Source organism: Enterococcus olivae (assembly GCF_053760925.1).
Map to the genome: position 1 here is coordinate 233,818 of NZ_JBSMVT010000001.1, position 22,664 is coordinate 256,481.

A 22,664-nucleotide genomic window follows, 5' to 3' on the forward strand; every position below is an offset into this window, starting at 1 on the left:
TCACCTATCCAATCATGAAGGTTAATTCAGCTTCGGCAACTTTCTTGCCATCCACTTTTGCAATTCCTTTACCAATTCCAGCATTTGCTTTCACTTTGATAATTTCCACCTCTAAGATCAGTGTATCACCAGGTGTCACTTTTTTACGGAATTTTGCTTTGTCGATACCGCCAAAATACGCTGTCTTTCCACGGAATTGTTCCAGTGACAACAAAGCCACTGCTCCAGCTTGAGCCATTGCTTCGACGATCAATACGCCGGGCATCACAGGTTCATGAGGAAAATGTCCTTGGAAAAATGGTTCATTGATCGTTACATTTTTTTTGGCAACGACACGTTTACCATCTACTAATTCCTCCACTCGGTCGATCAATAGCATCGGGTAACGGTGTGGAATGATTTCTTTGATTTGTTGAATATTCATTACAGTCATAATTAACCTTCTTTCACAAGGAACAACGGTTGATTGAATTCAACCACTTGTTCATTTTCTACTAAAACTTCGACGATTTCACCTGAGAGATCACTCGTGATCTCATTCATTACTTTCATGGCTTCAACGATACAAACGACCTCACCTTTTTCCACACGATCTCCAACTTCTTTAAAATTGGGTTTATCTGGACTTGGTTTTAGGTAGGTAACACCGACTAAAGGTGAAACAATTTCCGTTCCCTCTACAACAGGTACCGGAGCGACTTCTTGAGCAACTATGGGTGCTGCTTGCGGAGCGGACTCTGTTACAGTTTGTTGTACGACTGGTGCTACGCCCGCAGCAGGTGCTGAAGCGACCGGACGTGAAGTAGTATTCTTATTCAAATACAGCTCAAATGTCCCATCCTTTAGATTGAATTCAGTCAGTGTCGACTGGTTAAAAATGGAAAGTAAATCTTTTAACTCGCTTAATTGCATGCTTAAGCCTCCCAACGTTTCATCAAAATAACGGCATTATGGCCACCGAAGCCTAAAGAATTACTCATCGCATACGTTAGATCTGCTGATTTGCTTTCGTTGATCACAACATTCAAATCAATCTCTGGATCTTTTTCGGTCACGTTGATATTTGGTGGAATGAATTGATGCTGCAAGGCTAGTAACGTAGCTACAGCTTCGACTCCTCCGGCAGCTCCCAACAAGTGTCCAGTCATAGATTTTGTACTACTTACATAAGTGTCTTTATAGCTGTCACCTAAACCATATTGGATCGCTGTTGCTTCTGAAACATCGTTGGCAGGTGTACTTGTACCATGTGCGTTGATGTAACCCACTTCTGTCGGTTCGATTCCCGCTTCATTCATAGCCAATTTCATCGCTTTACCAGCACCAGAACCATCTGGATTTGGTGCAGTCATATGGTAGGCATCACAGTTTGCACCATAACCAACGACTTCACCTAGAATGTTTGCACCACGAGCTAAAGCATGATCTAAGGATTCTAGCAATAGCACACCGGCACCTTCTCCCATGACGAAACCACTACGGTTCTTGTCGAATGGCGTTGACGCCTTGTCAGGATCAGATTCAGTTGTCAGTGCAGTCAAAGAAGCAAAACCGGCAATCCCGATTTCACAAATTGTCGCTTCTGAACCACCAGCCAGCATCACATCTGCGTAACCATGCTTGATATTGCGGAAGGCTTCACCCACAGAGTGAGTACCAGAAGCACAAGCCGTTACAGTCGTCGTACAAATACCTCTCGCACCTACGCGCAAAGCGATATTCCCAGCAACCATGTTGACGATCGACATTGGCACGAACATTGGTGAAACGCGTTTAGCGCCTTTGGCATTCATACGCGTCACTTGATCCTGAATCGTTGGCAACCCACCGATTCCAGAACCTACCATCACACCAAAACGATCGGCATCGATCGCAGCTGTATCCAGTTTCGCCATTTCAAGTGCATCTAATGCTGCATGGATCCCAAAAATTGAAAATTGATCCATACGTTTCGTATCTTTTTTGACAAAATATTTTTCTAAAGGAAACTCTTTGACTTCTCCAGCGACAGAGATCCCTGTTGCTTCAGAATCAAATTTTGTGATCGGTCCGATCCCGTTTGTTCCTTCTTTTAAGCTTGTTAAAAATGTGTCCGCGTCATTTCCTATTGGAGAAACAACACCGTATCCTGTAACTACTACTCGATTCATAATTCTTCTCCTCTCTTAACCGTGCATGACCATACCACCGTCGACATTGATAACTTGTCCAGTGATATATGGGCTTTTTGCTAAGAAAATAGCTGTTTTTGCGACATCCTCTACCTTGCCAAAGCGTTGCAATGGAATTTTTTGGGTCACTTGGTCTTTCAATTTTTCTGATAAGACATCTGTCATGTCTGTTTGGATGAACCCTGGAGCAATCGCATTGCAGGTGATACCGCGAGGAGCCACTTCTCTGGCAACAGATTTTGTGAAACCTACGACTCCAGCTTTGCTTGCTGCATAGTTTGCCTGACCAGCATTTCCCATCAATCCAGAAACACTTGAAAGATTGATGATCACTCCTTCACGCTGTTTCAGCATCTTTTTCATGACTTGTTGTGTCATATTGAAGGTCCCTGTCAAATTGATCTTCAGAACCTGTTCAAAGTCTTCTTCAGTCATTCGTAGCAACAGCTTGTCATTGGTGATCCCAGCATTATTTACCAGTACGCTGACCGCACCTAGCTTCTCTTCAGCTTCTTTGATCATTGCACCAGCACTCTTAAAATCTGAGATATCGCCTGAAATACCGATACATTTCACGTCAAAAGCTTCAATAGAAGCAATCAACTCCTCTGAAATTTCTCGACGACCATTCAAGACAATATTTGCACCTTCCTTCGCAAAGGCTTTAGCGATCTCTAACCCAATTCCTCGGGTACTTCCTGTAACAAAAACCGTTTTATCTTTTAATTCCATTTTTTCCTCCTAGTATTAAGGTATTTCCTTTTTACCACGTCCATCGTTCCAATCCCTTGATTTACAGCAGAACTGATTTCCTAGGATAATAAAGCCTCTGTTTCACTCAATGTTTTCGAGTCTTCTACACGAGACATGACCAATGTCTTATCGATTTTTTTGATGAAGCCTGAAAGAACTTTTCCTGGACCAATTTCGATGACACGTTCGATCCCTAATTCTTTTAGCGTATCTACACTTTCATAAAAACGTACCGGCGACATCACTTGTCGTTCCAATAACGTTTTGATCTCATCTTGTGCCATTACTTTTGCAGTCGTATTACTGATGACAGAAATCTGCATCTCGTCAAAAGTAATTTCTTCCAAAGCTGTTTTCAACTGGTCTGCAGCTGGTTTCAACAAAGCCGTATGGAAGGGGCCACTTACGTTCAACGGAATCATTCGTTTGACGCCATTTTCCTTCAAAAGCTCCATTGCCTGATCTACAGCGGCTACTTCCCCACCGATCACGATTTGTTGAGGCGTATTGTAATTGGCCGGTGATACGATGCCTAGCGCACTTGCTTCTTCACACGCAGATTCGATCACGTCGATTGGTGCGTTCATGACTGCAACCATTTTCCCCGTTCCCTTAGGTGCAGCATTTGTCATGTAAGAGCCACGTTTGGCAACCAAAGCCACAGCTGTTTGGAAATCCAAAGCACCACTAGCAACTAAAGCTGTGTACTCTCCCAAACTCAATCCGGCAACAGCCTCTGCTTGAAAGCCTTTTGCTTTCAATAAACGCCAAAAAGCAACGCTAACTGTCAAGATCGCTGGTTGAGTGTATTCTGTCTGATTCAATTGTTCGTTCTCTGTGAAACAAAGTTCTGCCATATCATAGCCTAGAACCTCACTTGCTTCAGCAAATGTCTCACGAACGATTTCTTCTTGTTCAAAGAGTTCTTTTCCCATACCTGCGTATTGGGCACCTTGACCACTAAATAAAAAAGCTGTCTTCATGGTTTTCTCCTCGTTCATTCTATGTTTTATTCTATAACTTCTGATTGCTTCTTTTGGTTGATTGAGGATAAGTATTCGATGCACATCTAATCAACTTTTTGACACTAAAAGGAAAGGCTAGGCTTTTGGCCCAGCCTTAAAAATTAAGCTTGTTGTTGTTCTACGTATTTCACTAAATCTTCAACTGTTTTGATGCCGTCTTCAACTTCGATTTTCACGTCGAATTCGTCTTCGATCTCGTTGATGATTTGGAATAGATCCAAGCTGTCTGCTTCAAGATCTTCTTGGATGTTTGTTGTCAACTTGATCTCTTCTGTTTCTTTACCTAGTTCTTCTGCTACGATTTCTTGAATTTTTTCGAATACCATGTGTATATTCCTCCAATGTTAAATTTTCTTAATTTATATAACTACAGGTTTATAACGCGATGATCATGGTTCCCCATGTCAGTCCACCGCCAAAACCTGAAAGTACCAATTTTTGTTTGCTGCCCAATGTCAGCGTTCCTTCTGCAATTGCTTCATCTAAAAGAATCGGGATCGTTGCACCGGAAGTATTCCCGTACTTATCCATATTTTGTAAAAATTTTTCTCTCGGAACTTTGACTTTCCGAGCGATCTTATCTAAGATCCTCGAATTTGCTTGATGCAGCAGAAAGTAGTCAATCGTCTCTTTGTCTTCTTTTATTAATTCGTCAATTGACTTGGCCACATCTCGTGTAGCGAAATCAAAAATATCTCGGCCAGTCATTGTCAAACAAGACGTCTGTTCAACACCTGATCTACCATATGGATTTTTACTTCCTCGATAACCCGACGTTAGAGACATGCCTCTGGTTCCATCTGCCTGTAGACTCTCCTTCAACACATGCTGCTGATCCGTTGCTTCCAGCAATACACCGCCTGCTCCGTCACCGAATAAGACAGCCGTTGTCCGATCTTCCCAGTCCAAGACTTTTGAAAGTACTTCTCCACCGATGATCAGTCCCTTTTGAGAACCCGTACGGATCAACTTTTCTCCCATTGACAGTGCGTATACAAAACCTGCACATGCGGCACTAATATCAAAAGCAAAGGCCTTCGTTGCACCGATTGCTCCCTGTACCATACAAGCAACAGAAGGGGAATTATAATCCGGAGACATGGTTGCAACAAGAATAAAATCCAGTTCTTCCGGTGATAGATTCTTTTTTGCCAGAAGTTGTTCCGCAACATTGATGCAAAGATCTGAAGTATTCTCATTTGTTGCAATGTGTCTAGCTTTAATCCCTGTGCGAGAATAAATCCATTCATCGCTCGTATCCATGATTTCAGAAAGCTGATCATTGGTCACGATTTTCTCAGGAACATAGCTTGCTGTTGCAGTAACTTGTCCAAAATTTGTCATACATCTACGCTCACTTATATTCTTGTAGGAAAAGATGCAGATTATCCAAAGCTTTCAATAGTGCTGTCTGCTCATCGTTCTCCATGTTCAACAAAATTTCTTCAATCATTTGACTGTGAAAATGCTGATGGACACGGTACAATAATTTTCCTTTTTTTGTCAAACCTAATTTAACTACTCGGCGGTCGTCTTCACTTCGAATACGTTCTACATAACCTTTTTTTACTAATCGGTTGATAGCAATGGTGAGTGTTCCCACGGTAATCGAAAGTTCTTTAGCAACTTCAGAAGTTGTCTTTTTTTTGTACATACCAATCGCTTCGATCGTATGCATTTCAGTAATCGAAAGATCATTGAATTGTGATTTCTTTAGTTCTGATTCTTCGATAACTAAAATGTCATTAAAGACATCCACTAATAAGCTATTGATTCTTTCAAAATTTGGTTTCATTGTTCCACCATCCGAATAGTTTGATTATCAAATCATTTGACAATCAAACTATAATTTAAATTTTTAAAAAATGCAAGCTTATTTTTGGATTTTTTTAAATTTACACAGAATTTTCATAAATTCCAGAGCTTTTTCATGATTTTCAAAATAGTTTGAGTTTCAAACTATTTTACCATAAATCATCAGGAAATGTCTCCCCCTACCTCTTTTATCTTGTTTATCGAACAAATTTTTGCTATCGTCAAACCAACAGCTCTTAGAAACGTGGTGTTCTCAACATGGCAAAAGAAATGAACAAACTCAAAGAAAAAGTTAGAAATTTACCCACTACTCCTGGTATCTATTTAATGAAGGACCAGCATGATCAAATTATCTATGTAGGAAAAGCGAAGCAGCTGCGACAACGCGTCCGTTCCTATTTCCAAAAAAATTCCTCACACTCCAATAAAGTGCTGCGGATGATTTTTAATATTCATGACCTTGAGATTATCGAGGTCGATACCGAATTGGATGCACTTTTACTGGAATGTCAGTTAATCCAGCAACACCATCCAATGTACAATCGTCAGATGAATCAGTTTTCAAAATATAATTATGTCACAGTCTCCAAACAAGGTTTTTCTATTTCTTCAGAGCCTTCTGACAAAAGCTTTGGCCCGTTTCGCCTTTATAAAAAATTGCCAGTCATCTGCGAGATTCTAAGCGAATTGTATCAAATGCCTTGGATCAACTACATTAGTCGACTAAAGCTGGAAAATCAATTTTCGCTCATGTCAGAAATTTCACTGGAGATTCGTATCCAAGAAATAGCAGCTTTCTTCTCTGGAAAAGAGGCCACCTATCAATTGAGAATGCAACAGTGGCTGGATCAGTTGTTGTCAGAGACGCAATTTGAGCAGGCTCAAGTAGTCAGCCAACACGATCTACAATTGCAGCACTTTTTTAAACAGGTTCAAGACATTCAGCATTTTATTGAAAAAAAGAAAAAGATTTTTTCACTTCCTTTGTCTGAAGCTCCTGATAGATTAAAATACTACCAGCTTGCCTATGGACAGATCGTTCATACAGCCGTTCTAAACAAAACAGACACCTTTACACCCATCGAGTTTTCAGCACGAAGAACTCCTCTCACTTCTGAAAGGCTCGATCCGTTATTGATTTTGATCGCGTATATCAAAAAGACATCTGAAAAGGAATAGCCGAGGCTCGTTTCTTTTCAGACGTCTTTTTATTATTGAATCAAATCGTAAATTTCCATTGCAACGATATCAACGTTGTCAAATTGATAGGGCTGCTTCGTTTCAGCTTCTGTTAATTCAAAGGTTTCTGTTGAATTATCATAGGTTACCGTACATTTTTCAACGCCTTCTTTTTCAAATCGTCGAACTTGTACCTCGTTGTCTTGCGCTTCAATCATGGCTTCAAGACGTTTGATGATAGCGACTAGTTGTGAACTTTTCATTCGTAGTCCTCCTTTTTTCATTTCTGTTACATTGTATCAAATGACTGGTTCTCATGCATCGATTTTGCAAAATTTTTTTAAATTTTAAGATTTTTTCCCATCTTGCCACCAAAGTTTAATCAACGCTTGTGTACCATCATTTTCATAGCCGTTATTTTCCAGTTTTTCATACAAATCTTTGGCTAATTTTGTACTTGGTAATTCAAGATTCATTTTTTCCGCTTCATCCAAAGCAATTTTCAAATCTTTAACAAAATGTTTGACAAAGAAACCTGGAGAAAAATTTTCCGCTAAAATTCGAGGACTGTAATTGATCATTGACCAGTTCGACGCACTGCCACCTCCCAGTGTTTCCAATACTTTTTCAAGATCCAGCTGTGCTTTATTGGCATAAACTAGCATTTCTGTCATACCCGTCATCGTGCCGGCAATCATAATCTGATTTGCCATTTTAGCATGCTGTCCTTTTCCTGCCCCACCATGCAACATGTATGTTTTACCAAACTGCTGAAACACTGGCAGTACTTCTTGATAGGCTGACTCATCCCCACCTACCATAATCGTTAGTGTACCATTTTTCGCTCCCAGATCTCCTCCAGACACTGGTGCATCTAAACTCGTAGCGCCTTTTTCCTTTGCTGTCTGATAAATTTTTTCAGCCAAGGTTGGTGTGCTTGTTGTAAGATCAACAACGATCTTTCCTTCAATATCTGCTGCAAAGATTCCTTTTTCTGCTCCGTAATAAGTCTCCTCTACGTCTTGAGGATAACCAACCATCGTAAAGATCAATTCACTTGCTGCAGCAATTTCTTTTGGTGTGTCCTTCCAGGTCGCACCTTGTGCTACAAGATCGTCTGTTTTACTTTTCGTTCGATTGAAAACAAATAATTCATGTCCAGCACTCATCAAATGCCCTACAACTGCATGACCCATGACTCCTGTTCCAATAAATCCAATCTTCATTTGATTTCCCCCTTAAAATAAATAACGTTCACGTTTTTAGTATACGCTAAAAACGTGAACTTGAATATCATTTTAATCTAATGTTCCTTTTAGAGAACGTAGTCTCGTTTTGATTTTATCAACTGGAGCATCTTCTTTTAATCCAGAAAATTTATTGTGATAGTCTAACATTTCGTAATAGAAATTCAGCATCGTTTCGCCGAAGCATTCAGCTGAGATCTCGTACATTTTATTTGACAGAACCTCTTCATCTACGGCTATTTTTGATTCTACATAATGAATAAATGCGTCTGCGAAATCTTTGTCCGTTTCAAAGGTAGTTCCTAAAGACGGATGGCTGATCAAATGGTTAAGATAATCATTTCCCTCAACGATCATTTGCGTTCCTGCTGCCATTGTTTCTGTATAAGTCAATCCCTGCGTCTCTGAAGTGGAAGCACTCACGAAATAGTCTGCACTCTGATAATACAGTGCGACTTCGTCATTGGCTACTTCTCCAACAAATTGAACAGATTCCTTCAAACTCAACTCTTCGACCATTTCTTCCAACTGTTCTTTATAGGGACCTTTGCCCACGATAACGAATCGAGCATTTGGATAGTGATCAATAATCTTCGGTAAGCCTTGAATAATTGCTTGAATATTTTTTTCGTAAGACAAACGGCTTAAAGATAGAATCATTAGTTGATTTTCTTCGATCTCCAGTGAACGACGCAGCTCGCACTTCATCTCTGTCGTAATATCTGGACGACTAAAGCGCTCGATCTCGATCCCTGTTGGAATGATCTTCATAGGAACATCGACTCCATAGCTCTTCAATTTTTCAATCACACGTTCACTTGGACAAACGACTCCTGTCGAATGATTAGCAAAAAATCTTGAAAAGTATTTTACATGAGCTGGTTTCAATACCTTTCCTTTGGCAATATAATGCAAATAATCTTCATACATCGTGTGGTAGGTATGAATCACAGGTATATGCATTTTTTTCCCAACCATTTTTCCAAGCATACCTGCACCAAACTCAGTATGCGTATGGATAAGATCCAATTCCAATTCTTTGGCGATAAGATACGCATACCACATTCCTCTAACTACAATGCGGCGATCTTTAAAAGAAACAAAGGGCACGCTTGGCATACGTATGACTCCTTCTTCAAAGTCCGCTGCCTTTGGATCTGTTGTAGTAAAAATAAATACCTCATGCCCCTTTTTCTCAAGTTCATCCTTCAACGTTTTAATTGATGTTGCCACACCACTTACTTGAGGAAAGTAAGTATCTGTAAAGAATCCAATCTTCACAATATTCCCTCCAAACTACACTTGGTTCACAGCATCCCCATTTTACTGTCGCTGTATTTAAGAATAGAAATAAAAATCCCTCCTATTCTATTTACGCTCAGTATATCATAGACGACACTTAGAAGACTCCAACTATAGTCTTAGTTTTTTGTCTATTCTTTTTTCTTTCAACAAAATCCCATTCTATCAGCCTTTGTTAGGAAGCAAGTGACAAAACTGTTCGTTGAGTTTTCGGACATCAAAAACCCTTTTTAGAAATGAACAACCAGCAAATTTCGTTTTATTCGATTTATACCAACTATTTTTTATCTACATCTTTTGAAAAGTGATGCACCTGCTCGTAATTCATATCATTGCTGACAGCCACAGAAAAATCATCAAGATTATACACAACCGACCATTCCGTTGCCCAAGTACCGTTCCATTCGATTTTCACATCTTCTAGTAAATCCATTGCTTCTTCTTCTGAAATGACACCATTTTTTTCCTGAAGTGTTTCTTGAAGAATCTCGTAACGGTCATGACCAATGCCTACTTGATAGTCTTTTCCTTGAGATAGTTGAAAATTTGTTGCCATTTTAGTATCTACGACATTCATTTGTTGATCAGCCCAGTCGACAATGACTGTTTCACCAGAAGCGTCGCTAATAAAAAAGTGATAGGGCATTCCTGCAGAAGAATGCATATCATATTTTGCTAATAGATTAATTGCTTCTTCAGTACTCGCTGCTTTATCAAGTAACATCCGTACAGCAACGGTGGTGATAATATTGGTTTTTCCCGTCTCTTGATTGGTTGGTTCTGTCTGCAATTCCAATACAGAAACACTTAATCCTTTTTCGTTGACACCATCTACGCTCCCATACGGTGCAGCTAGTATGGAAAATTTCCCCATGAGTGTTTCTGGCATCGTTCCCTCTTCTTCTGATACACCTAAATGCGCCAAATTCACCATTGAATAGGCACGATAGCCATTTTTAGGAGCAGTATAAATCAGTAAAGATCTTGCTTTAGCATAATCAAAATTACGCCCAACAAGCTGCTGTCCCTCCGCTGTCTCCACAGCAAAGGCACTACAACCGAACAAATTTTCATTCGTTTTGATTGGATAACCAAAGAAAAGTTTTTTAGATAAAAGCGATTCCAATTCACTCACATCACGTACTCCTTGTTCTAACACTTCATCTAATTTATAATCGGCTGAATAATCCACCTGATAAAAGTCACCTTCGACTTTTTCAATACTGCTGATCGTTTTTAGTCTAGTAAACAAAACTCCTACTACTAAGATAATAATTGCAGCAACAATCAAACCGACACGTTTCATCATTTTTTTCATATTGTTCCTCTTTCCATAGTTATTGAGACAACTAGTCTTCCTTGCGTTCAACTTGTCTCTATTGTAATATGGCTCTATCATCACCTACAATGTTCAATATAACGATGGAATGTCGGTTAACCGACACTTCAGATATACATTGTCGGATTAAGGAGAAAAATTTATGCCCACTACTCAAAATGACCGTCGGGTGAGAAAAACAAAAAAAGGGTTACAAGATAGTCTTGCAACATTAGTTAGTGAAAAAGGATTGCATACTATCACCATCAAAGAATTAACGAATCAAGCCGATGTTCATCGTTCCACTTTTTATGCGCACTATGCAGATATTTACGATTTATATGAGGAAATAGAAAATATGGTTCTTTCGGAGTTAACTGAATTGATCGAAACTAATTTTTCTTTGGATTTTAACGTCTATTATCAAATCTTGTTTGATTATATTGATGAACACAAGTATATTTGTAAAATGCTTTTTAGCCAGCACGTAGCAAACAGCTTTTTTGATCAGTTGACCTTACTTTTTAAAAATGCTTACTTAAAAAGTTGGTGTATTGCTTTAAATACTGCACATGTATCTGAAGAATTGAATTATTTAGCCCAATACCATTTACAAGGTTGCTTTGCGATGATTCGCCAGTGGACAGAAACAGATTTTTCCTACCCGAAAGAAAAAACGACCGCCCTACTATCCACAGTTGATGTGACACTTACTGAAAATTTAGCAGCATATAAAAAAAGAGGATGTCCCTAAGGAGCATCCTCTTTCATGTTCATTTGATTAGCTTAGATATTCTTCAACCAATTCAACAACTTCTTCCATCGTATCACATTCATTCAATGCACGATCTGCAAGTTCTTTCATCTTAGTTGTATCCAAACGTTTCATTAAACTACGGGTTTTCAGTACAGAAGTCGCACTCATTGAGAACTCATCTAAACCAATTCCCATCAATAATGGAACAGCTGTTTGATCGCCGGCCATTTCTCCACACATACCTGCCCATTTTCCTTCAGCGTGAGCTGCATCAACTACGTTTTTGATCAAACGCAGAATTGACGGATTATATGGTTGGTACAAGTAAGAAACTTGTTCGTTCATACGGTCTGCTGCCATTGTGTATTGGATCAAATCATTGGTACCAATACTGAAGAAGTCAACTTCTTTTGCAAAACGATCAGCTAAAACGGCTGCTGCAGGGATCTCGATCATGATACCCACTTGGATATCCTCAGCCACTGCTACGCCTTCGTCGATCAATTTTTGACGTTCTTCATCGTAAAGTTTTTTCGCAGCGCGGAATTCTTTCAGCGTTGCAACCATTGGGAACATGATACGCAGTTGTCCATGAACAGAGGCACGCAACAATGCACGTAATTGCGTACGGAACATGTCGTCACCTAGCTCTGACAAGCTAATACGTAAGGCACGGTAACCCAAGAATGGATTCATTTCATGTGGTAATTTCAAGTATGGAAGTTCTTTATCCCCACCGATATCCATTGTACGTACAACAACTGGTTTGCCATCCATTCCTTCCAGTACAGCTTTATAAGCTTCATACTGGTCTTCTTCAGATGGAAAATCAGGTGCATCCATGTACAAGAATTCTGTACGGTAAAGTCCAATCGCTTCAGCACCATTGTTGTGTACACCAGTTAAATCTTTTGGCGTACCAATGTTAGCTGCTAATTCAAAGTGTTTGCCGTCGGCTGTAACAGTTTGGGCATTCTTTAGTTTTTCCCACTCTGCTTTTAATGCAGCGAAAGCTTCACCAGCTTTGTTGAATTGTGCTGCTTGGTCTTCTGTAGGATTGATGATCACATCCCCTTCAATACCATTGACAGCTAGAATATCACCTGCTTTTACTTTTGCAGTGATATCTTTTGTTCCAACGATAGCTGGAATCTCTAGAGAACGTGCCATGATCGCTGAATGCGAAGTACGGCCACCGATGTCTGTAACGAATGCTTTAACGAAATTACGGTCTAATTGCGCTGTATCACTCGGTGTCAAGTCATGAGCTACTACAACTACTTCTTCATCGATCATTGACGGATTTGGTAAAGTCACTTGCAATAGATGAGCCAACACACGTTTGGAAACGTCACGGATATCCGCTGCACGTTCTTGCATGTATGCGTTGTCTTCCATTGCTTCAAACATGCCAATATACATGTCTGTCACTTCTTTTAATCCTGCCTCAGCATTTACTTTATTATCTGAAAGATGTTGTTTGATTTGACCAATCATTTCTGGATCGCTAAGAACCATTAAATGAGCATCAAATACTTGTGCTTCTTCTTCGCCTAAAGCTTGAGCAGCTTTGTCGCGAATTTGTTTTAATTCCTCAGATGATTTAGCTAATGCTTCATCCAGACGAGCTTCTTCAGCAGATGTGTCTTCAACTGTAACTTTTTTGAAAGTCAAGTCAGGTTGAACTAATAGGTATGCCTTTGCAACTGCTACGCCATCGCTTGCCGCAATCCCTTTTAGCATTTGAACCATTATTCAGACAATCCTTCCTTTTTCATTGTTTCAACGATAGCCGCCATAGCGTCTTTTTCGTCAGCTCCCTCAGCAGAGATAGTAACGTCAGAACCTTGACCAACGCCTAGAGACATAACGCCCATGATTGATTTAAGGTTTACTGATTTACCTTTGTACTCCAAGTTGATATCAGAGTTAAATTTGCTTGCTGTTTGAACTAATAATGTAGCTGGACGTGCGTGGATCCCTGTCTCAGCAACTACGTGAAAATCTTTCTTTTCCATATTATCAATCTCCTTTTATGAAATCTATTTTTTGTGAGGGCTTTCTTCTGCTAAATTTATCTAGTAACAACAAAAGATAACAACCCTTTCAATTGTTAAGATTACCATTTTTTTGTTATTTAGACAACCGTTTTCCAAAAGAATTCGAACAAATACTTGTGAAAGTAGCAAATTACTTCTTTTTCTCAAGGTATCGGTAAATGATTTTACCATTCAATCCTGCTTCACCAACAAACTCTGTACGATCCGATCGTGCCAGCCAAGCTTCTCTAAACACAAAAAAATCATCACGTTCCACAACAATTTCCTGGATTTCACCAAGTTTCAGCTTTTCCAGAAAATCTGTATATTGATTTTCCAAATGATTCTCCTCCCTCTCTAGACGATGCTCTACAAAAAAGTATAAAGATTTTCTATTAAACTGCAAGACATCTTTTTCTCTCCAAGAAGTTCAAATACTTGCACAACTTAAAAATAATTGTATAATAAAGTTAAAGGTCAAAGTTGGTCAGTGTTTTACTGAACCCTTTTCCTTTTAATCTTATAATACAAAACAATTTATGAAAGGTAGTGAGACAATGCTTTGTCAAAACTGTGGAAAAAATGAAGCATCCATCCATTTATATGCAAATGTCGGTGGTGAAAGAAGACAAATAGATTATTGCCAAAGCTGTTATCAGAAAATCAAAGGACAGCAAACAAACAACATGCAGCAAGATCCTTTTGGTTTTGGAAACCTAGATGATTTTTTCAGACAAATGTCTCAACAAATGCAGCAAGGACCTTCTTCTGATAATCAAGTCCCTCCAACTCAAACAGGTGGGAATCGAAATAACTTTAACGGTGGCCAACAACCACCTGTTGGCAATCAACCATCTGGGATTCTTGGGGAGTACGGTATCAATATCACCCAACAGGCTCGAGAAGGTGAAATCGATCCGGTAGTCGGAAGAGATTCTGAAATCAAACGAGTCATCGAAATTCTCAATCGCCGGACAAAAAACAATCCGGTCTTGATCGGAGAACCGGGTGTTGGTAAAACAGCCGTTGTCGAAGGTCTAGCTCAAAAAATCGTCGACGGCGATGTTCCTCAAAAGCTTTTAGATAAAGAAGTCATTCGTCTTGATGTTGCTTCTCTAGTACAGGGTACAGGGATTCGAGGACAATTCGAAGAAAGAATCCAAAAATTGATCGAAGAAATCAAAACAGCTGAAAATATTATTCTCTTCATTGATGAAGTCCATGAAATTGTTGGTGCCGGTAACGCAGGTGAAGGAAATCTCGATGCAGGGAATATTTTGAAGCCCGCGTTAGCCCGTGGTGACTTGCAAATGGTCGGTGCAACAACACTGTCTGAATACCGAATCATTGAAAAGGATGCTGCACTAGAACGTCGGATGCAGCCTGTTCGGGTCGATGAACCTTCCGTAGAGGAAACAATCACGATCTTACAGGGCTTACAACCGCGTTATGAGGATTATCATCATGTGAAATATACAGATGAGGCCATTCGTGCGGCAGCTGTTCTTTCCAATCGCTATGTTCAAGATCGCTTCTTGCCAGATAAAGCGATCGACCTTCTAGATGAAGCTGGTTCTAAGGAAAATCTGACGATCCAGTTTGTTGATCCAAAAGTCATCGATAAAAAATTAGCTGATGCACAGCAACAAAAACAAGTGGCCTCTCAGGAAGAAGACTTCGAAAAAGCTGCTTATTATCGAGATCAAATCAACAAATTACAAAAAATGAAAGAACGCCAAATCACCGATGAAGAAACTCCGGTCATCAGTGAAAAGACTATGGAACAGATCGTTGAAGAACGAACCGGTATTCCAGTAGGTGAGCTAAAAGAAAAAGAACAGACTCAACTCAAAAACCTTGCCAATGATCTTAAAGCCAATGTTATTGGTCAAGATGAGGCTATTGAAAAAGTTTCCAAATCTATTCGACGCAATCGAGTGGGACTTGGCAAGAAAAATCGTCCAATCGGTTCTTTCCTCTTTGTGGGTCCAACTGGTGTTGGTAAAACTGAGTTAGCCAAACAGCTTGCTTACGAAATGTTTGGGTCTGAAGATGCGATGATTCGTTTCGATATGTCTGAATATATGGAAAAACACAGTATTTCGAAACTGATCGGTTCTCCTCCAGGCTATGTCGGTTACGAAGAAGCCGGACAATTGACTGAGAAAGTTCGCCGAAATCCTTATAGCCTGATTTTACTGGACGAAGTGGAGAAAGCACATCCAGATGTCCTTCATATGTTCTTACAAATATTAGACGATGGTCGCTTAACTGATGCCCAAGGCCGAACCGTCAGCTTCAAAGATTCCTTGATCATCATGACCAGTAATGCTGGTTCTGGAAAAGTGGAAGCCAATGTTGGTTTTGCTGCTGCTCGAGAAGGAATCACTCGTTCAGTCTTGAACCAACTACACAACTACTTCACGCCAGAATTTCTCAACCGCTTTGACAGTATCATCGAATTCAAGGCATTGACGAAAGAAAACTTGTTGGCAATCGTCTCTTTGATGTTGGATGAAGTCAATAGCTTATTAACGAGCCAAAATCTCCACATTGATGTAACAAAAGAGGTACAAGAAAAATTAGTAACGCTTGGTTACGACCCTGCGATGGGTGCTCGCCCCTTACGTCGAACGATCCAAGAACAAATCGAAGATGGCATTGCTGAATTTTATCTTGATCATCCACAAACAAAATCTCTTGAAGCAAGTTTGGATGAAGATGGTAAAATTATGATCTCCGCTAAAGAGCAAGTTGTTTCGACTGTAGAAAAAAAATAGATACTCAAATGAAAAGCTAGACAATCTTGAGCGTTTGTCTAGCTTCTCTTTCTAAAAAAACAAGATAAAATGCTTTTCATTTGCACAAAAAAAAAATATAATTGAATCAGATACAATAGAATGTGAGGTGAGTGTTATGAAGTTAGTCAATGTAACTAATAGCCACTCCGGATTAGTTCTGCAACAACTTGAAAACACTGATGCTTTTTTAGTTAAAGTTTACACAGCTGGTGATACACTTGTCATTTACACCGAGGCACCACTCCATAACGAGATTTTGATCGTTAACAATAATCGCTCCATCCGTCCTCAGGAAATCGATGAGATCAAACAGCGTCTCTTAAAAAAAATCGCTCCTGATTTTTATGAAGAACAGAGTATTGCCATTATCGAGAACGACAATATGGTTGAAATCTCGATCCCTAAAAAACAATTGCTTTAAGTTTTATAAATTTAGAAAGTTAGTACCGCAATTGCTGATTGCTGTCCTAGCTTTTTTATTTTCTAAAAAAAATAGTAAGTTTGTTTTTTCTTGTTATTTTGGTTAAAAATGTGTGTTATGTTTGTTCTAAAAATAAGATACTGAAAGGTGCTCATTTGCTATGTCAAAAAAAATTCCTCTTATTTTACAGGTGTTCTCGATCTTGAGTCTGCTCTTTGCGCTTGCTCTATTTAGCCTCTCAATGCCCGCAATCAAAACAGTGGCAACAGAGAACTTCGATCTAAGCCGTTGGTTGGATGCTGACATCTTTGTCTTAACATGGTCTTTTTATGGTGTTATCGTTGCTTTGATTTTGAATATTCTGTCACTGATTTTAAAGTTCGTGAAAAAAAGCTAGAGAGGAGCATATCACTTTTGGCTCACTTCCTAGCTTCTTTAATGGATAAAAACGCTTTTTGAATGGCTTCACTTGGGAAAAACAACTCGTATCCACGATCATCATAGATGTGCAGAATGCTTCCCTTCACTGGATCAAGGAAATAAACATCTGGATAATCATAGGAACACTTTGTTTTGAATCGCGGTTTTCTATCCGGAAAGTCTTGATTCAATAGCGAAAATAAGAGCTTCTGCCATTGGATATTCTTTCTTTTTGTTGTTACAGCCACCTGATCGATCAGCCATTCCTCTTCCTCTAAAACCACTAGAAAACGATTTCCTTCAAAGATTGCTCTCTTCGGATCTTTGATGATCCCTTTCAATACTTTGTCTGTGCTCGTTTTTCCAGGCAACAGGTATTTATTGACAACCAGCAACAGTTGCTGATTTGTTTCAAAAAGTTCGTGTAGCACACCCATGATTTCCTCGTAAGCCTGAGAAAAACGAACCTCGTTATATTCCCCATTTTCAAGAAACTGATACTCTTCTTTGGCTAAGTCGCGATGCTCTTTGTACGGCCATTTTTCCCAAAGTCGCAGATCTAAGTGGACCGAAGGATAATAAGTTTCCATAAATTCGTGAAGCATGTCTACCTCCTGCTCTGCCTTTTCTTGTTTTTCTCGCACTTATATTTATTTGAATCTCAAAGAGCCTTTTTTCACATTAATATGAAAAAAGGCTCTCTTCTGTCATTCATCGTTATTTTTTCTTGAAACTCCTGTTCGCTTATCCATGAAAATTCATGTTACATCAATGTTTTCAATTTAACATTTGGATATTTGTCAACGAACCAACGCTCAGCGAATTGATTTTCAAACAAGAATAATGGTTGATCAAAACGATCCTTCGCTAGGATGTTTCGGCTTGAACTCATTTTTTCGTCTAGATCTTCTGGTTCGATCCAACGGGCGATCTTATTCCCCATCGGTGTCATTACAACTTCTGAATTGTATTCATTCAACATCCGATGCTGGAATACTTCAAACTGTAACTGACCAACAGCACCAATAATATATTCGTCAGACAAGTAGGTTTTGTACAATTGGATCGCACCTTCTTGTACTAGCTGATAGATCCCCTTATGGAAAGATTTTTGTTTCATGACATTTTTAGCTGTAACTTTCATAAACAGTTCAGGTGTAAATGAAGGTAATTCTTCATAAGCCACTTTCAATTTTCCTTCATATAGAGTGTCACCGATTTGATAATTCCCAGTATCATACACACCAATGATGTCTCCAGCTACCGCCTCTTGGACATTTTCTCGAGAATCTGCCATAAACTGCGTCACATTGCTCAACTTCATTTTTTTGCTTGTACGTCCCAAAACAACATCCATTCCTCGCTCAAATGTTCCAGAGCAAATACGAACAAAGGCGATCCGGTCACGATGGGCAGGATTCATATTGGCTTGGATCTTAAAGACAAAGCCTGAAAATTCTTCTTCATAAGGACTAACAGTCTCTTCGTCCATCGTTTTATGCGCGTAAGGTGCTGGTGCAAATTGTAAAAAGGTTTCGAGGAAGGTCTGTACACCAAAGTTGGTCAAGGCAGATCCAAAGAAGACCGGTGTTTGTTCTCCGCGAGCAATTTTCTCTGTATCAAAGGCATCGCCAGCTTCCTTCAACAGCTCGACTTCCTCCAAAACTTGCGTATAAATGCTTTGTTGAGTCAAAGCGTGAGTCGCAGGAATTTCTCCATTTTCATCCAATTCAATTAGGCGTTCACCGTCGTAATTTTCTGGACGATACAACTCAACACGATTGTTGTAGATGTCGTAAAGACCTTCCATCCCTTTCCCCATACCGATCGGCCAGTTCATGGGATACGATTCGATATCCAGCAGCTCTTCCAGCTCTTCTAGAAGATCAAGGGGCTCACGTCCATCACGATCCAGCTTATTAATGAAAGTAAAGATCGGAATTCCACGACGTTTCACGACTTGGAAAAGTTTCTTTGTCTGTGCTTCGATCCCTTTGGCGCTGTCAATGACCATCACCGCACTATCAACGGCCATCAAGGTACGATAAGTATCCTCCGAGAAATCCTCATGTCCAGGAGTATCCAAAATATTGACCCGCTTGCCATCGTAATCGAACTGCATGACGGAACTCGTTACAGAGATTCCCCGCTGTTTCTCGATCTCCATCCAGTCTGATTTAGCAAAATTCCCTGTTTTCTTCCCTTTTACCGTTCCTGCTTGGCGAATCGCTCCACCAAACAACAGCAACTGTTCTGTGATCGTCGTTTTTCCGGCATCCGGATGGGAAATAATCGCAAACGTACGACGACTGTCTACTTGTTGTTTTAAATTTTGATTAGTCATTTTATTTGTACTATTAAAAAATAGTTACTCCTTTCAAACTCTAGTTGAACATGCTGACCATGTCCACGAACTTTTACAGTATACCATGAATCAGCCTATTGAAAAAGAGTCTGCATCTACAGATACAGACTCTCCACTGATTTTTTCTGACCGTCTTGATTCACTTCTTTGATAAGATCTCTGTGATGACTTCTCCATCGATATTACCGACAGAGATAACCAAAGCGATATTTTCCCCCCCGATGCGTTCTTTGAAATCCATTACTGCTGCAATTGTTGTACAGCTTCCTGCTTCTGCGACGAATTTTTCTTCCTTGATCATAAAACTTACGGCCTTTGCAATCGTTTCTTCTGATACTTCGATCAGATCGTCCACGTAGTCTCTCAACATTTCATAGCTTAATCTACCAACACCGCCGATCAGTGCATCGCAATAGGTTGGCTTACTGGGATACTCTTCATAGCACACGTTTTCTTCGTAAGCCTTGATCATCGCAGGACAAGCTTCCGTTTGAACGCCGACAATACGGACTGCGGGATTGATCGCCTTCGCCGTAACAGCAATACCTGTGATCAGTCCACCACCGCCAATCGGGACAACGATCGTATCGATCTCTGGATTTTGAGCAAGAAGTTCAATAGCGATCGTTCCCTGACCAATATAAATTTTGGGGTCGTCATAGTAGGCATCGATATACGCCATCCCTAAAGTATGTGCTTCATCATAGTCTTTCCCTAAACGTAAAACTTCGGCACCAAAATATTCAATTTTGTCCGTTTTACTTTTAGGCGTCGTCTCTGGAACGATGATCTTCGCTTTTTCAATTTCCAGTAAAGTTGCCGCATAGCTCACCGAACTGCCATGATTCCCTGAAGAAACGGTTGCTACTCCTTTGGCTTTTTCCACTTCTGTTAATGTCAGCATTTTATTCAAAGCACCACGAATCTTAAAACTTTTTGTCCGTTGCAAAGATTCCATTTTGAAAAAATATTGCTGATCCTCATCTCCAAGATAAAAAGACTCCACTAATGGTGTCTCAGGAACATAAGCTCGTATTCTTTCATATGCCTCTTGAACATCACGATAAGTAAATTTTTCCATGGTTTTTCCTCCTTAGAATTCAAAGGTATTTGTAGCATCACTCGTCGAATTGTCGATCGCTACCTTCGCCGTTGCAATATCCATCAAAGCCATCCCTGTCGCATCAAAAATGGTGATGCTTTCTTTGCTTGCTCTTCCCGCGATTTTTCGCAGAAGTACCTCCCCTATCTCACCATTTATTTCATCCATCGTAATGATTCCTTGCTTCAATGCTGCCTCCATTTCGCCCACTTGAGAGCTGTGATGCAGATCATCGGTAAAAATTTGCGCCTGTGCAAAAAGAGCTGCATCGATCTCTTGTTTTCCTTGCATATCTGCTCCCAAACAAGACAAATGCGTGCCTGGAGAAATCCAGTCTTTTTTGATGATCGGTGTTTTCGCAGGAGTGATCGTAATAATGACCTCACTCTCTGCAACATTTTTTTGCTAGCTCTTCTGCTGGAACCAATTTTGTTTCATGATCCAATATTCCCATCTCAATCAAAGTCGCTGGCAATTCTTTCACAGCTGTTTTTGCTTTGTGAAGATCTCGATCATAGATGGTAATTTTTTCCAGTGTTAGTAAAGCGGTCAGCAGACCTGCTACTTGAAATTTCAGCTGATTACCTGCACCAATGATCAGTGCCTTCCGAGCTTCAGGATTTGCCAAATATTTGGCACCGATCGCACCTGCTGCGCCTGTGCGCATACCCGTGATATAGGCACCATCCACCATCCCAATAGGAAATCCAGTCGTTGCATCAAATATACAAATCAATCCCGTCAAAGTCGGCAGATTTTTCTTTGTATTCTCACCAAACCAAGTCACTGTTTTATGTCCGAAAATCTTTTCCGACTTCAAATAGCCTGATTTGATGTCCATATCTGCTTTTCCTGGTTCGAAATCATAAAAAATCGTATCCCAGACTACTGCCTGCTTCTGACTTTTCTGTCGATAAACATTTTCAACAATCGAAAGAACATCTGACATTTTCAAACTTTTTTTCAAAGCTGCTTCGTTCAATAATTTTATTTCCATCCTCTTCCACCTTTCTAGTATATCCGTTTATTTCCTCGTTTAACCAAGTCCCATTCTTTCCCAACATTCCCACTGACTCTTCTTAATAAACGTAAAAGTTCTTTTTTTTTCAGTAGTTGTCAACTTATCCAAAGCTTGTTGTTCAGAATATTTTTCTTCCCTATCCAAATAATCATATAGCTCTGTGTCTTTTTCCGTTACGTACAGCCGATGGATCTTTTTATTTTCAGGATCTGCCGCTTTACGAACGACGCCAGTCTGTTCCAAATTTTTCACTGCTTTTGATACAACTGAACGATCCACTTTAACCATGTCTGCCAGCATCTCATTGATGATCCCGGGATTTTCATAAATTCTAGCTAAATAGAGGTATTGTCCTTTGTTCAGTTGAGTGTCCTTAAATTCAATATTACTGACACTTGATAAAGCACGGGAAATATTACCGATTTCTCTCAGAATTTCAGACATTTACTTGTTCACCTCATCTGAAAATAGTAGGGTTTCCATATTCAGCGTACTTAAAATTTTCTTCAGATCTTTGACTAAAACTACCATTGTCCGATCTGGTCTTCCAGGTGCAAAAACTAATTTTTCGTGATCAAGTAATTCTTCATCAATAATCAACAGTACATCGATATCATAGCCAAAGGGTGACACTGCACCAGACTTTTGTACAGTTTGCTGCTCCATTTCTTCAGCGGAAACTACGGACAAACGTGTGCCAACCAACTGGCTCAACTGTTTGAAGTTGGCTCGTTTCGTCGTAAAGGTCAAAAAAATATAATTACGTCCATTCTTGCCTTTTAAAAATAGACTTTTGGTCTCAGTTCCTTGAAACCCCTGTTCTGCCTTCACTACCAGTGCATCTTCATTCGTATAAATCGCCCGATGACGATACAATTCAAAATAGATGTCTTCTTCTGTAAACATTTCTGCTAAGTCCAGCATGCCA

General features: G+C 39.8%; 26 protein-coding genes and 1 pseudogene. 5 read left to right on the top strand and 22 right to left on the bottom strand.

The genetic code is table 11. From position 1 onward, the window contains the following. Positions 1–4 precede the first annotated feature (4 nt). The 8 genes from fabZ to fabT all read right to left on the bottom strand — a co-directional run bounded on the left by fabZ (position 5) and on the right by fabT (position 5,744). On the bottom strand, positions 5–424 hold the full coding sequence (gene fabZ, locus ACWODM_RS01315) for a 3-hydroxyacyl-ACP dehydratase FabZ (RefSeq protein WP_455319708.1): 420 nt from the start codon (positions 422–424) through the stop codon (positions 5–7). An 11-nt stretch (positions 425–435) separates the two neighbouring features. After that, entirely contained in the window at positions 436–912 is a 477-nt protein-coding gene (gene accB, locus ACWODM_RS01320) for an acetyl-CoA carboxylase biotin carboxyl carrier protein (RefSeq protein ID WP_455319554.1), read from the bottom strand. 2 nt (positions 913–914) lie between these two features. Further along, positions 915–2,150 carry a beta-ketoacyl-ACP synthase II gene (fabF, locus tag ACWODM_RS01325; RefSeq protein ID WP_455319555.1) on the bottom strand — a complete coding sequence of 412 codons (1,236 nt, stop codon included), beginning with the start codon at positions 2,148–2,150 and terminating at the stop codon, positions 915–917. A 15-nt stretch (positions 2,151–2,165) separates the two neighbouring features. Continuing rightward, positions 2,166–2,903 carry a 3-oxoacyl-[acyl-carrier-protein] reductase gene (gene fabG, locus ACWODM_RS01330; protein WP_455319556.1) on the bottom strand — a complete coding sequence of 246 codons (738 nt, stop codon included), beginning with the start codon at positions 2,901–2,903 and terminating at the stop codon, positions 2,166–2,168. A gap of 80 nt (positions 2,904–2,983) precedes the next feature. After that, entirely contained in the window at positions 2,984–3,907 is a 924-nt protein-coding gene (fabD, locus tag ACWODM_RS01335) for an ACP S-malonyltransferase (protein ID WP_455319557.1), read from the bottom strand. Positions 3,908–4,050: 143 nt separating this feature from the next. Continuing rightward, the gene (locus tag ACWODM_RS01340; protein WP_455319558.1) at positions 4,051–4,275 is read right to left on the bottom strand and encodes an acyl carrier protein; all 225 of its coding nucleotides are present in this window, start codon (positions 4,273–4,275) and stop codon (positions 4,051–4,053) included. 49 nt (positions 4,276–4,324) lie between these two features. Then, entirely contained in the window at positions 4,325–5,293 is a 969-nt protein-coding gene (locus ACWODM_RS01345; protein ID WP_455319559.1) for a beta-ketoacyl-ACP synthase III, read from the bottom strand. A gap of 10 nt (positions 5,294–5,303) precedes the next feature. Further along, positions 5,304–5,744, bottom strand: coding sequence for a fatty acid biosynthesis transcriptional regulator FabT (gene fabT, locus ACWODM_RS01350; protein WP_455319560.1), 441 nt, complete (start codon positions 5,742–5,744; stop codon positions 5,304–5,306). A 278-nt stretch (positions 5,745–6,022) separates the two neighbouring features. Here fabT and ACWODM_RS01355 point away from each other — a divergent pair, with 278 nt between their 5' ends. Further along, positions 6,023–6,943, top strand: coding sequence for a GIY-YIG nuclease family protein (locus ACWODM_RS01355; protein WP_455319561.1), 921 nt, complete (start codon positions 6,023–6,025; stop codon positions 6,941–6,943). 32 nt (positions 6,944–6,975) lie between these two features. Here the strand turns inward: ACWODM_RS01355 and ACWODM_RS01360 are convergent, their stop codons facing one another. The 4 genes from ACWODM_RS01360 to ACWODM_RS01375 all read right to left on the bottom strand — a co-directional run bounded on the left by ACWODM_RS01360 (position 6,976) and on the right by ACWODM_RS01375 (position 10,810). Then, positions 6,976–7,206 carry a YkuJ family protein gene (locus tag ACWODM_RS01360; RefSeq protein WP_455319562.1) on the bottom strand — a complete coding sequence of 77 codons (231 nt, stop codon included), beginning with the start codon at positions 7,204–7,206 and terminating at the stop codon, positions 6,976–6,978. Positions 7,207–7,290: 84 nt separating this feature from the next. Next, positions 7,291–8,169, bottom strand: coding sequence for an NAD(P)-dependent oxidoreductase (locus tag ACWODM_RS01365; RefSeq protein WP_455319563.1), 879 nt, complete (start codon positions 8,167–8,169; stop codon positions 7,291–7,293). A gap of 72 nt (positions 8,170–8,241) precedes the next feature. Beyond that, positions 8,242–9,471: a glycosyltransferase family 4 protein gene (locus ACWODM_RS01370; RefSeq protein WP_455319564.1), complete on the bottom strand. Its 1,230-nt coding sequence runs from the start codon at positions 9,469–9,471 to the stop codon at positions 8,242–8,244. A 298-nt stretch (positions 9,472–9,769) separates the two neighbouring features. Beyond that, positions 9,770–10,810: a linear amide C-N hydrolase gene (locus ACWODM_RS01375; RefSeq protein WP_455319565.1), complete on the bottom strand. Its 1,041-nt coding sequence runs from the start codon at positions 10,808–10,810 to the stop codon at positions 9,770–9,772. Between the two features lie 163 nt (positions 10,811–10,973). Here ACWODM_RS01375 and ACWODM_RS01380 point away from each other — a divergent pair, with 163 nt between their 5' ends. Beyond that, the gene (locus ACWODM_RS01380) at positions 10,974–11,564 is read left to right on the top strand and encodes a TetR/AcrR family transcriptional regulator (protein WP_455319566.1); all 591 of its coding nucleotides are present in this window, start codon (positions 10,974–10,976) and stop codon (positions 11,562–11,564) included. A 27-nt stretch (positions 11,565–11,591) separates the two neighbouring features. Here ACWODM_RS01380 and ptsP read toward each other — a convergent pair whose 3' ends face one another. From ptsP to ACWODM_RS01395, 3 genes are all read right to left on the bottom strand, one after another. Further along, positions 11,592–13,319 (bottom strand): phosphoenolpyruvate--protein phosphotransferase, encoded by a 1,728-nt coding sequence (gene ptsP / locus ACWODM_RS01385; protein ID WP_455319567.1) that lies wholly within the window; start codon positions 13,317–13,319, stop codon positions 11,592–11,594. Next, a complete protein-coding gene (locus ACWODM_RS01390) occupies positions 13,319–13,585 on the bottom strand; it encodes a phosphocarrier protein HPr (protein WP_455319568.1) in 267 nt (88 codons plus the stop codon). Before ACWODM_RS01390 ends, ptsP begins: the two co-directional genes overlap by 1 nt. A gap of 172 nt (positions 13,586–13,757) precedes the next feature. Further along, complete coding sequence (locus tag ACWODM_RS01395; protein WP_455319569.1) at positions 13,758–13,946, bottom strand: hypothetical protein; 189 nt, start codon at positions 13,944–13,946, stop codon at positions 13,758–13,760. Between the two features lie 217 nt (positions 13,947–14,163). Between ACWODM_RS01395 and ACWODM_RS01400 the strand changes: the two genes are divergently transcribed. From ACWODM_RS01400 to ACWODM_RS01410, 3 genes are all read left to right on the top strand, one after another. Then, positions 14,164–16,386 carry an AAA family ATPase gene (locus ACWODM_RS01400; RefSeq protein WP_455319570.1) on the top strand — a complete coding sequence of 741 codons (2,223 nt, stop codon included), beginning with the start codon at positions 14,164–14,166 and terminating at the stop codon, positions 16,384–16,386. 136 nt (positions 16,387–16,522) lie between these two features. Then, positions 16,523–16,828 carry a DUF1827 family protein gene (locus ACWODM_RS01405; protein ID WP_455319571.1) on the top strand — a complete coding sequence of 102 codons (306 nt, stop codon included), beginning with the start codon at positions 16,523–16,525 and terminating at the stop codon, positions 16,826–16,828. Positions 16,829–16,988: 160 nt separating this feature from the next. Beyond that, positions 16,989–17,225 carry a hypothetical protein gene (locus tag ACWODM_RS01410; RefSeq protein WP_455319572.1) on the top strand — a complete coding sequence of 79 codons (237 nt, stop codon included), beginning with the start codon at positions 16,989–16,991 and terminating at the stop codon, positions 17,223–17,225. 22 nt (positions 17,226–17,247) lie between these two features. Here ACWODM_RS01410 and ACWODM_RS01415 read toward each other — a convergent pair whose 3' ends face one another. From ACWODM_RS01415 to ACWODM_RS01445, 7 genes and pseudogenes are all read right to left on the bottom strand, one after another. Then, complete coding sequence (locus ACWODM_RS01415) at positions 17,248–17,853, bottom strand: DUF3885 domain-containing protein (RefSeq protein ID WP_455319573.1); 606 nt, start codon at positions 17,851–17,853, stop codon at positions 17,248–17,250. A gap of 158 nt (positions 17,854–18,011) precedes the next feature. Continuing rightward, the gene (locus tag ACWODM_RS01420; protein ID WP_455319574.1) at positions 18,012–19,592 is read right to left on the bottom strand and encodes a peptide chain release factor 3; all 1,581 of its coding nucleotides are present in this window, start codon (positions 19,590–19,592) and stop codon (positions 18,012–18,014) included. A gap of 160 nt (positions 19,593–19,752) precedes the next feature. Then, positions 19,753–20,694: a threonine ammonia-lyase gene (locus tag ACWODM_RS01425; RefSeq protein WP_455319575.1), complete on the bottom strand. Its 942-nt coding sequence runs from the start codon at positions 20,692–20,694 to the stop codon at positions 19,753–19,755. Positions 20,695–20,706: 12 nt separating this feature from the next. Continuing rightward, on the bottom strand, positions 20,707–21,093 hold the full coding sequence (locus ACWODM_RS01430) for a hypothetical protein (RefSeq protein WP_455319709.1): 387 nt from the start codon (positions 21,091–21,093) through the stop codon (positions 20,707–20,709). 4 nt (positions 21,094–21,097) lie between these two features. Next, on the bottom strand, positions 21,098–21,712 hold the full coding sequence (locus tag ACWODM_RS01435; protein WP_455319576.1) for a hypothetical protein: 615 nt from the start codon (positions 21,710–21,712) through the stop codon (positions 21,098–21,100). A 14-nt stretch (positions 21,713–21,726) separates the two neighbouring features. Then, positions 21,727–22,180: pseudogene (locus tag ACWODM_RS01440) on the bottom strand (MarR family winged helix-turn-helix transcriptional regulator). Then, positions 22,181–22,660, bottom strand: coding sequence for a YbaK/EbsC family protein (locus ACWODM_RS01445; RefSeq protein WP_455319577.1), 480 nt, complete (start codon positions 22,658–22,660; stop codon positions 22,181–22,183). Between the last annotated feature and the right edge of the window lie 4 nt (positions 22,661–22,664).

Coding starts and splice junctions, on each gene's coding strand:
- ACWODM_RS01390 (WP_455319568.1), bottom strand. CDS start 13,585: ATGGAAAAGAAAGATTTTCACGTAGTTGCTGAGACAGGGATCCACGCA.
- ACWODM_RS01365 (WP_455319563.1), bottom strand. CDS start 8,169: ATGAAGATTGGATTTATTGGAACAGGAGTCATGGGTCATGCAGTTGTA.
- fabF (WP_455319555.1), bottom strand. CDS start 2,150: ATGAATCGAGTAGTAGTTACAGGATACGGTGTTGTTTCTCCAATAGGA.
- fabT (WP_455319560.1), bottom strand. CDS start 5,744: ATGAAACCAAATTTTGAAAGAATCAATAGCTTATTAGTGGATGTCTTT.
- ACWODM_RS01445 (WP_455319577.1), bottom strand. CDS start 22,660: ATGCTGGACTTAGCAGAAATGTTTACAGAAGAAGACATCTATTTTGAA.
- ACWODM_RS01380 (WP_455319566.1), top strand. CDS start 10,974: ATGCCCACTACTCAAAATGACCGTCGGGTGAGAAAAACAAAAAAAGGG.
- ACWODM_RS01415 (WP_455319573.1), bottom strand. CDS start 17,853: ATGCTTCACGAATTTATGGAAACTTATTATCCTTCGGTCCACTTAGAT.
- ptsP (WP_455319567.1), bottom strand. CDS start 13,319: ATGGTTCAAATGCTAAAAGGGATTGCGGCAAGCGATGGCGTAGCAGTT.
- ACWODM_RS01360 (WP_455319562.1), bottom strand. CDS start 7,206: ATGAAAAGTTCACAACTAGTCGCTATCATCAAACGTCTTGAAGCCATG.
- ACWODM_RS01410 (WP_455319572.1), top strand. CDS start 16,989: ATGTCAAAAAAAATTCCTCTTATTTTACAGGTGTTCTCGATCTTGAGT.
- ACWODM_RS01340 (WP_455319558.1), bottom strand. CDS start 4,275: ATGGTATTCGAAAAAATTCAAGAAATCGTAGCAGAAGAACTAGGTAAA.
- fabZ (WP_455319708.1), bottom strand. CDS start 424: ATGAATATTCAACAAATCAAAGAAATCATTCCACACCGTTACCCGATG.
- ACWODM_RS01355 (WP_455319561.1), top strand. CDS start 6,023: ATGGCAAAAGAAATGAACAAACTCAAAGAAAAAGTTAGAAATTTACCC.
- ACWODM_RS01400 (WP_455319570.1), top strand. CDS start 14,164: ATGCTTTGTCAAAACTGTGGAAAAAATGAAGCATCCATCCATTTATAT.
- fabD (WP_455319557.1), bottom strand. CDS start 3,907: ATGAAGACAGCTTTTTTATTTAGTGGTCAAGGTGCCCAATACGCAGGT.
- fabG (WP_455319556.1), bottom strand. CDS start 2,903: ATGGAATTAAAAGATAAAACGGTTTTTGTTACAGGAAGTACCCGAGGA.
- accB (WP_455319554.1), bottom strand. CDS start 912: ATGCAATTAAGCGAGTTAAAAGATTTACTTTCCATTTTTAACCAGTCG.
- ACWODM_RS01435 (WP_455319576.1), bottom strand. CDS start 21,712: ATGGAAATAAAATTATTGAACGAAGCAGCTTTGAAAAAAAGTTTGAAA.
- ACWODM_RS01420 (WP_455319574.1), bottom strand. CDS start 19,592: ATGACTAATCAAAATTTAAAACAACAAGTAGACAGTCGTCGTACGTTT.
- ACWODM_RS01345 (WP_455319559.1), bottom strand. CDS start 5,293: ATGACAAATTTTGGACAAGTTACTGCAACAGCAAGCTATGTTCCTGAG.
- ACWODM_RS01375 (WP_455319565.1), bottom strand. CDS start 10,810: ATGAAAAAAATGATGAAACGTGTCGGTTTGATTGTTGCTGCAATTATT.
- ACWODM_RS01405 (WP_455319571.1), top strand. CDS start 16,523: ATGAAGTTAGTCAATGTAACTAATAGCCACTCCGGATTAGTTCTGCAA.
- ACWODM_RS01425 (WP_455319575.1), bottom strand. CDS start 20,694: ATGGAAAAATTTACTTATCGTGATGTTCAAGAGGCATATGAAAGAATA.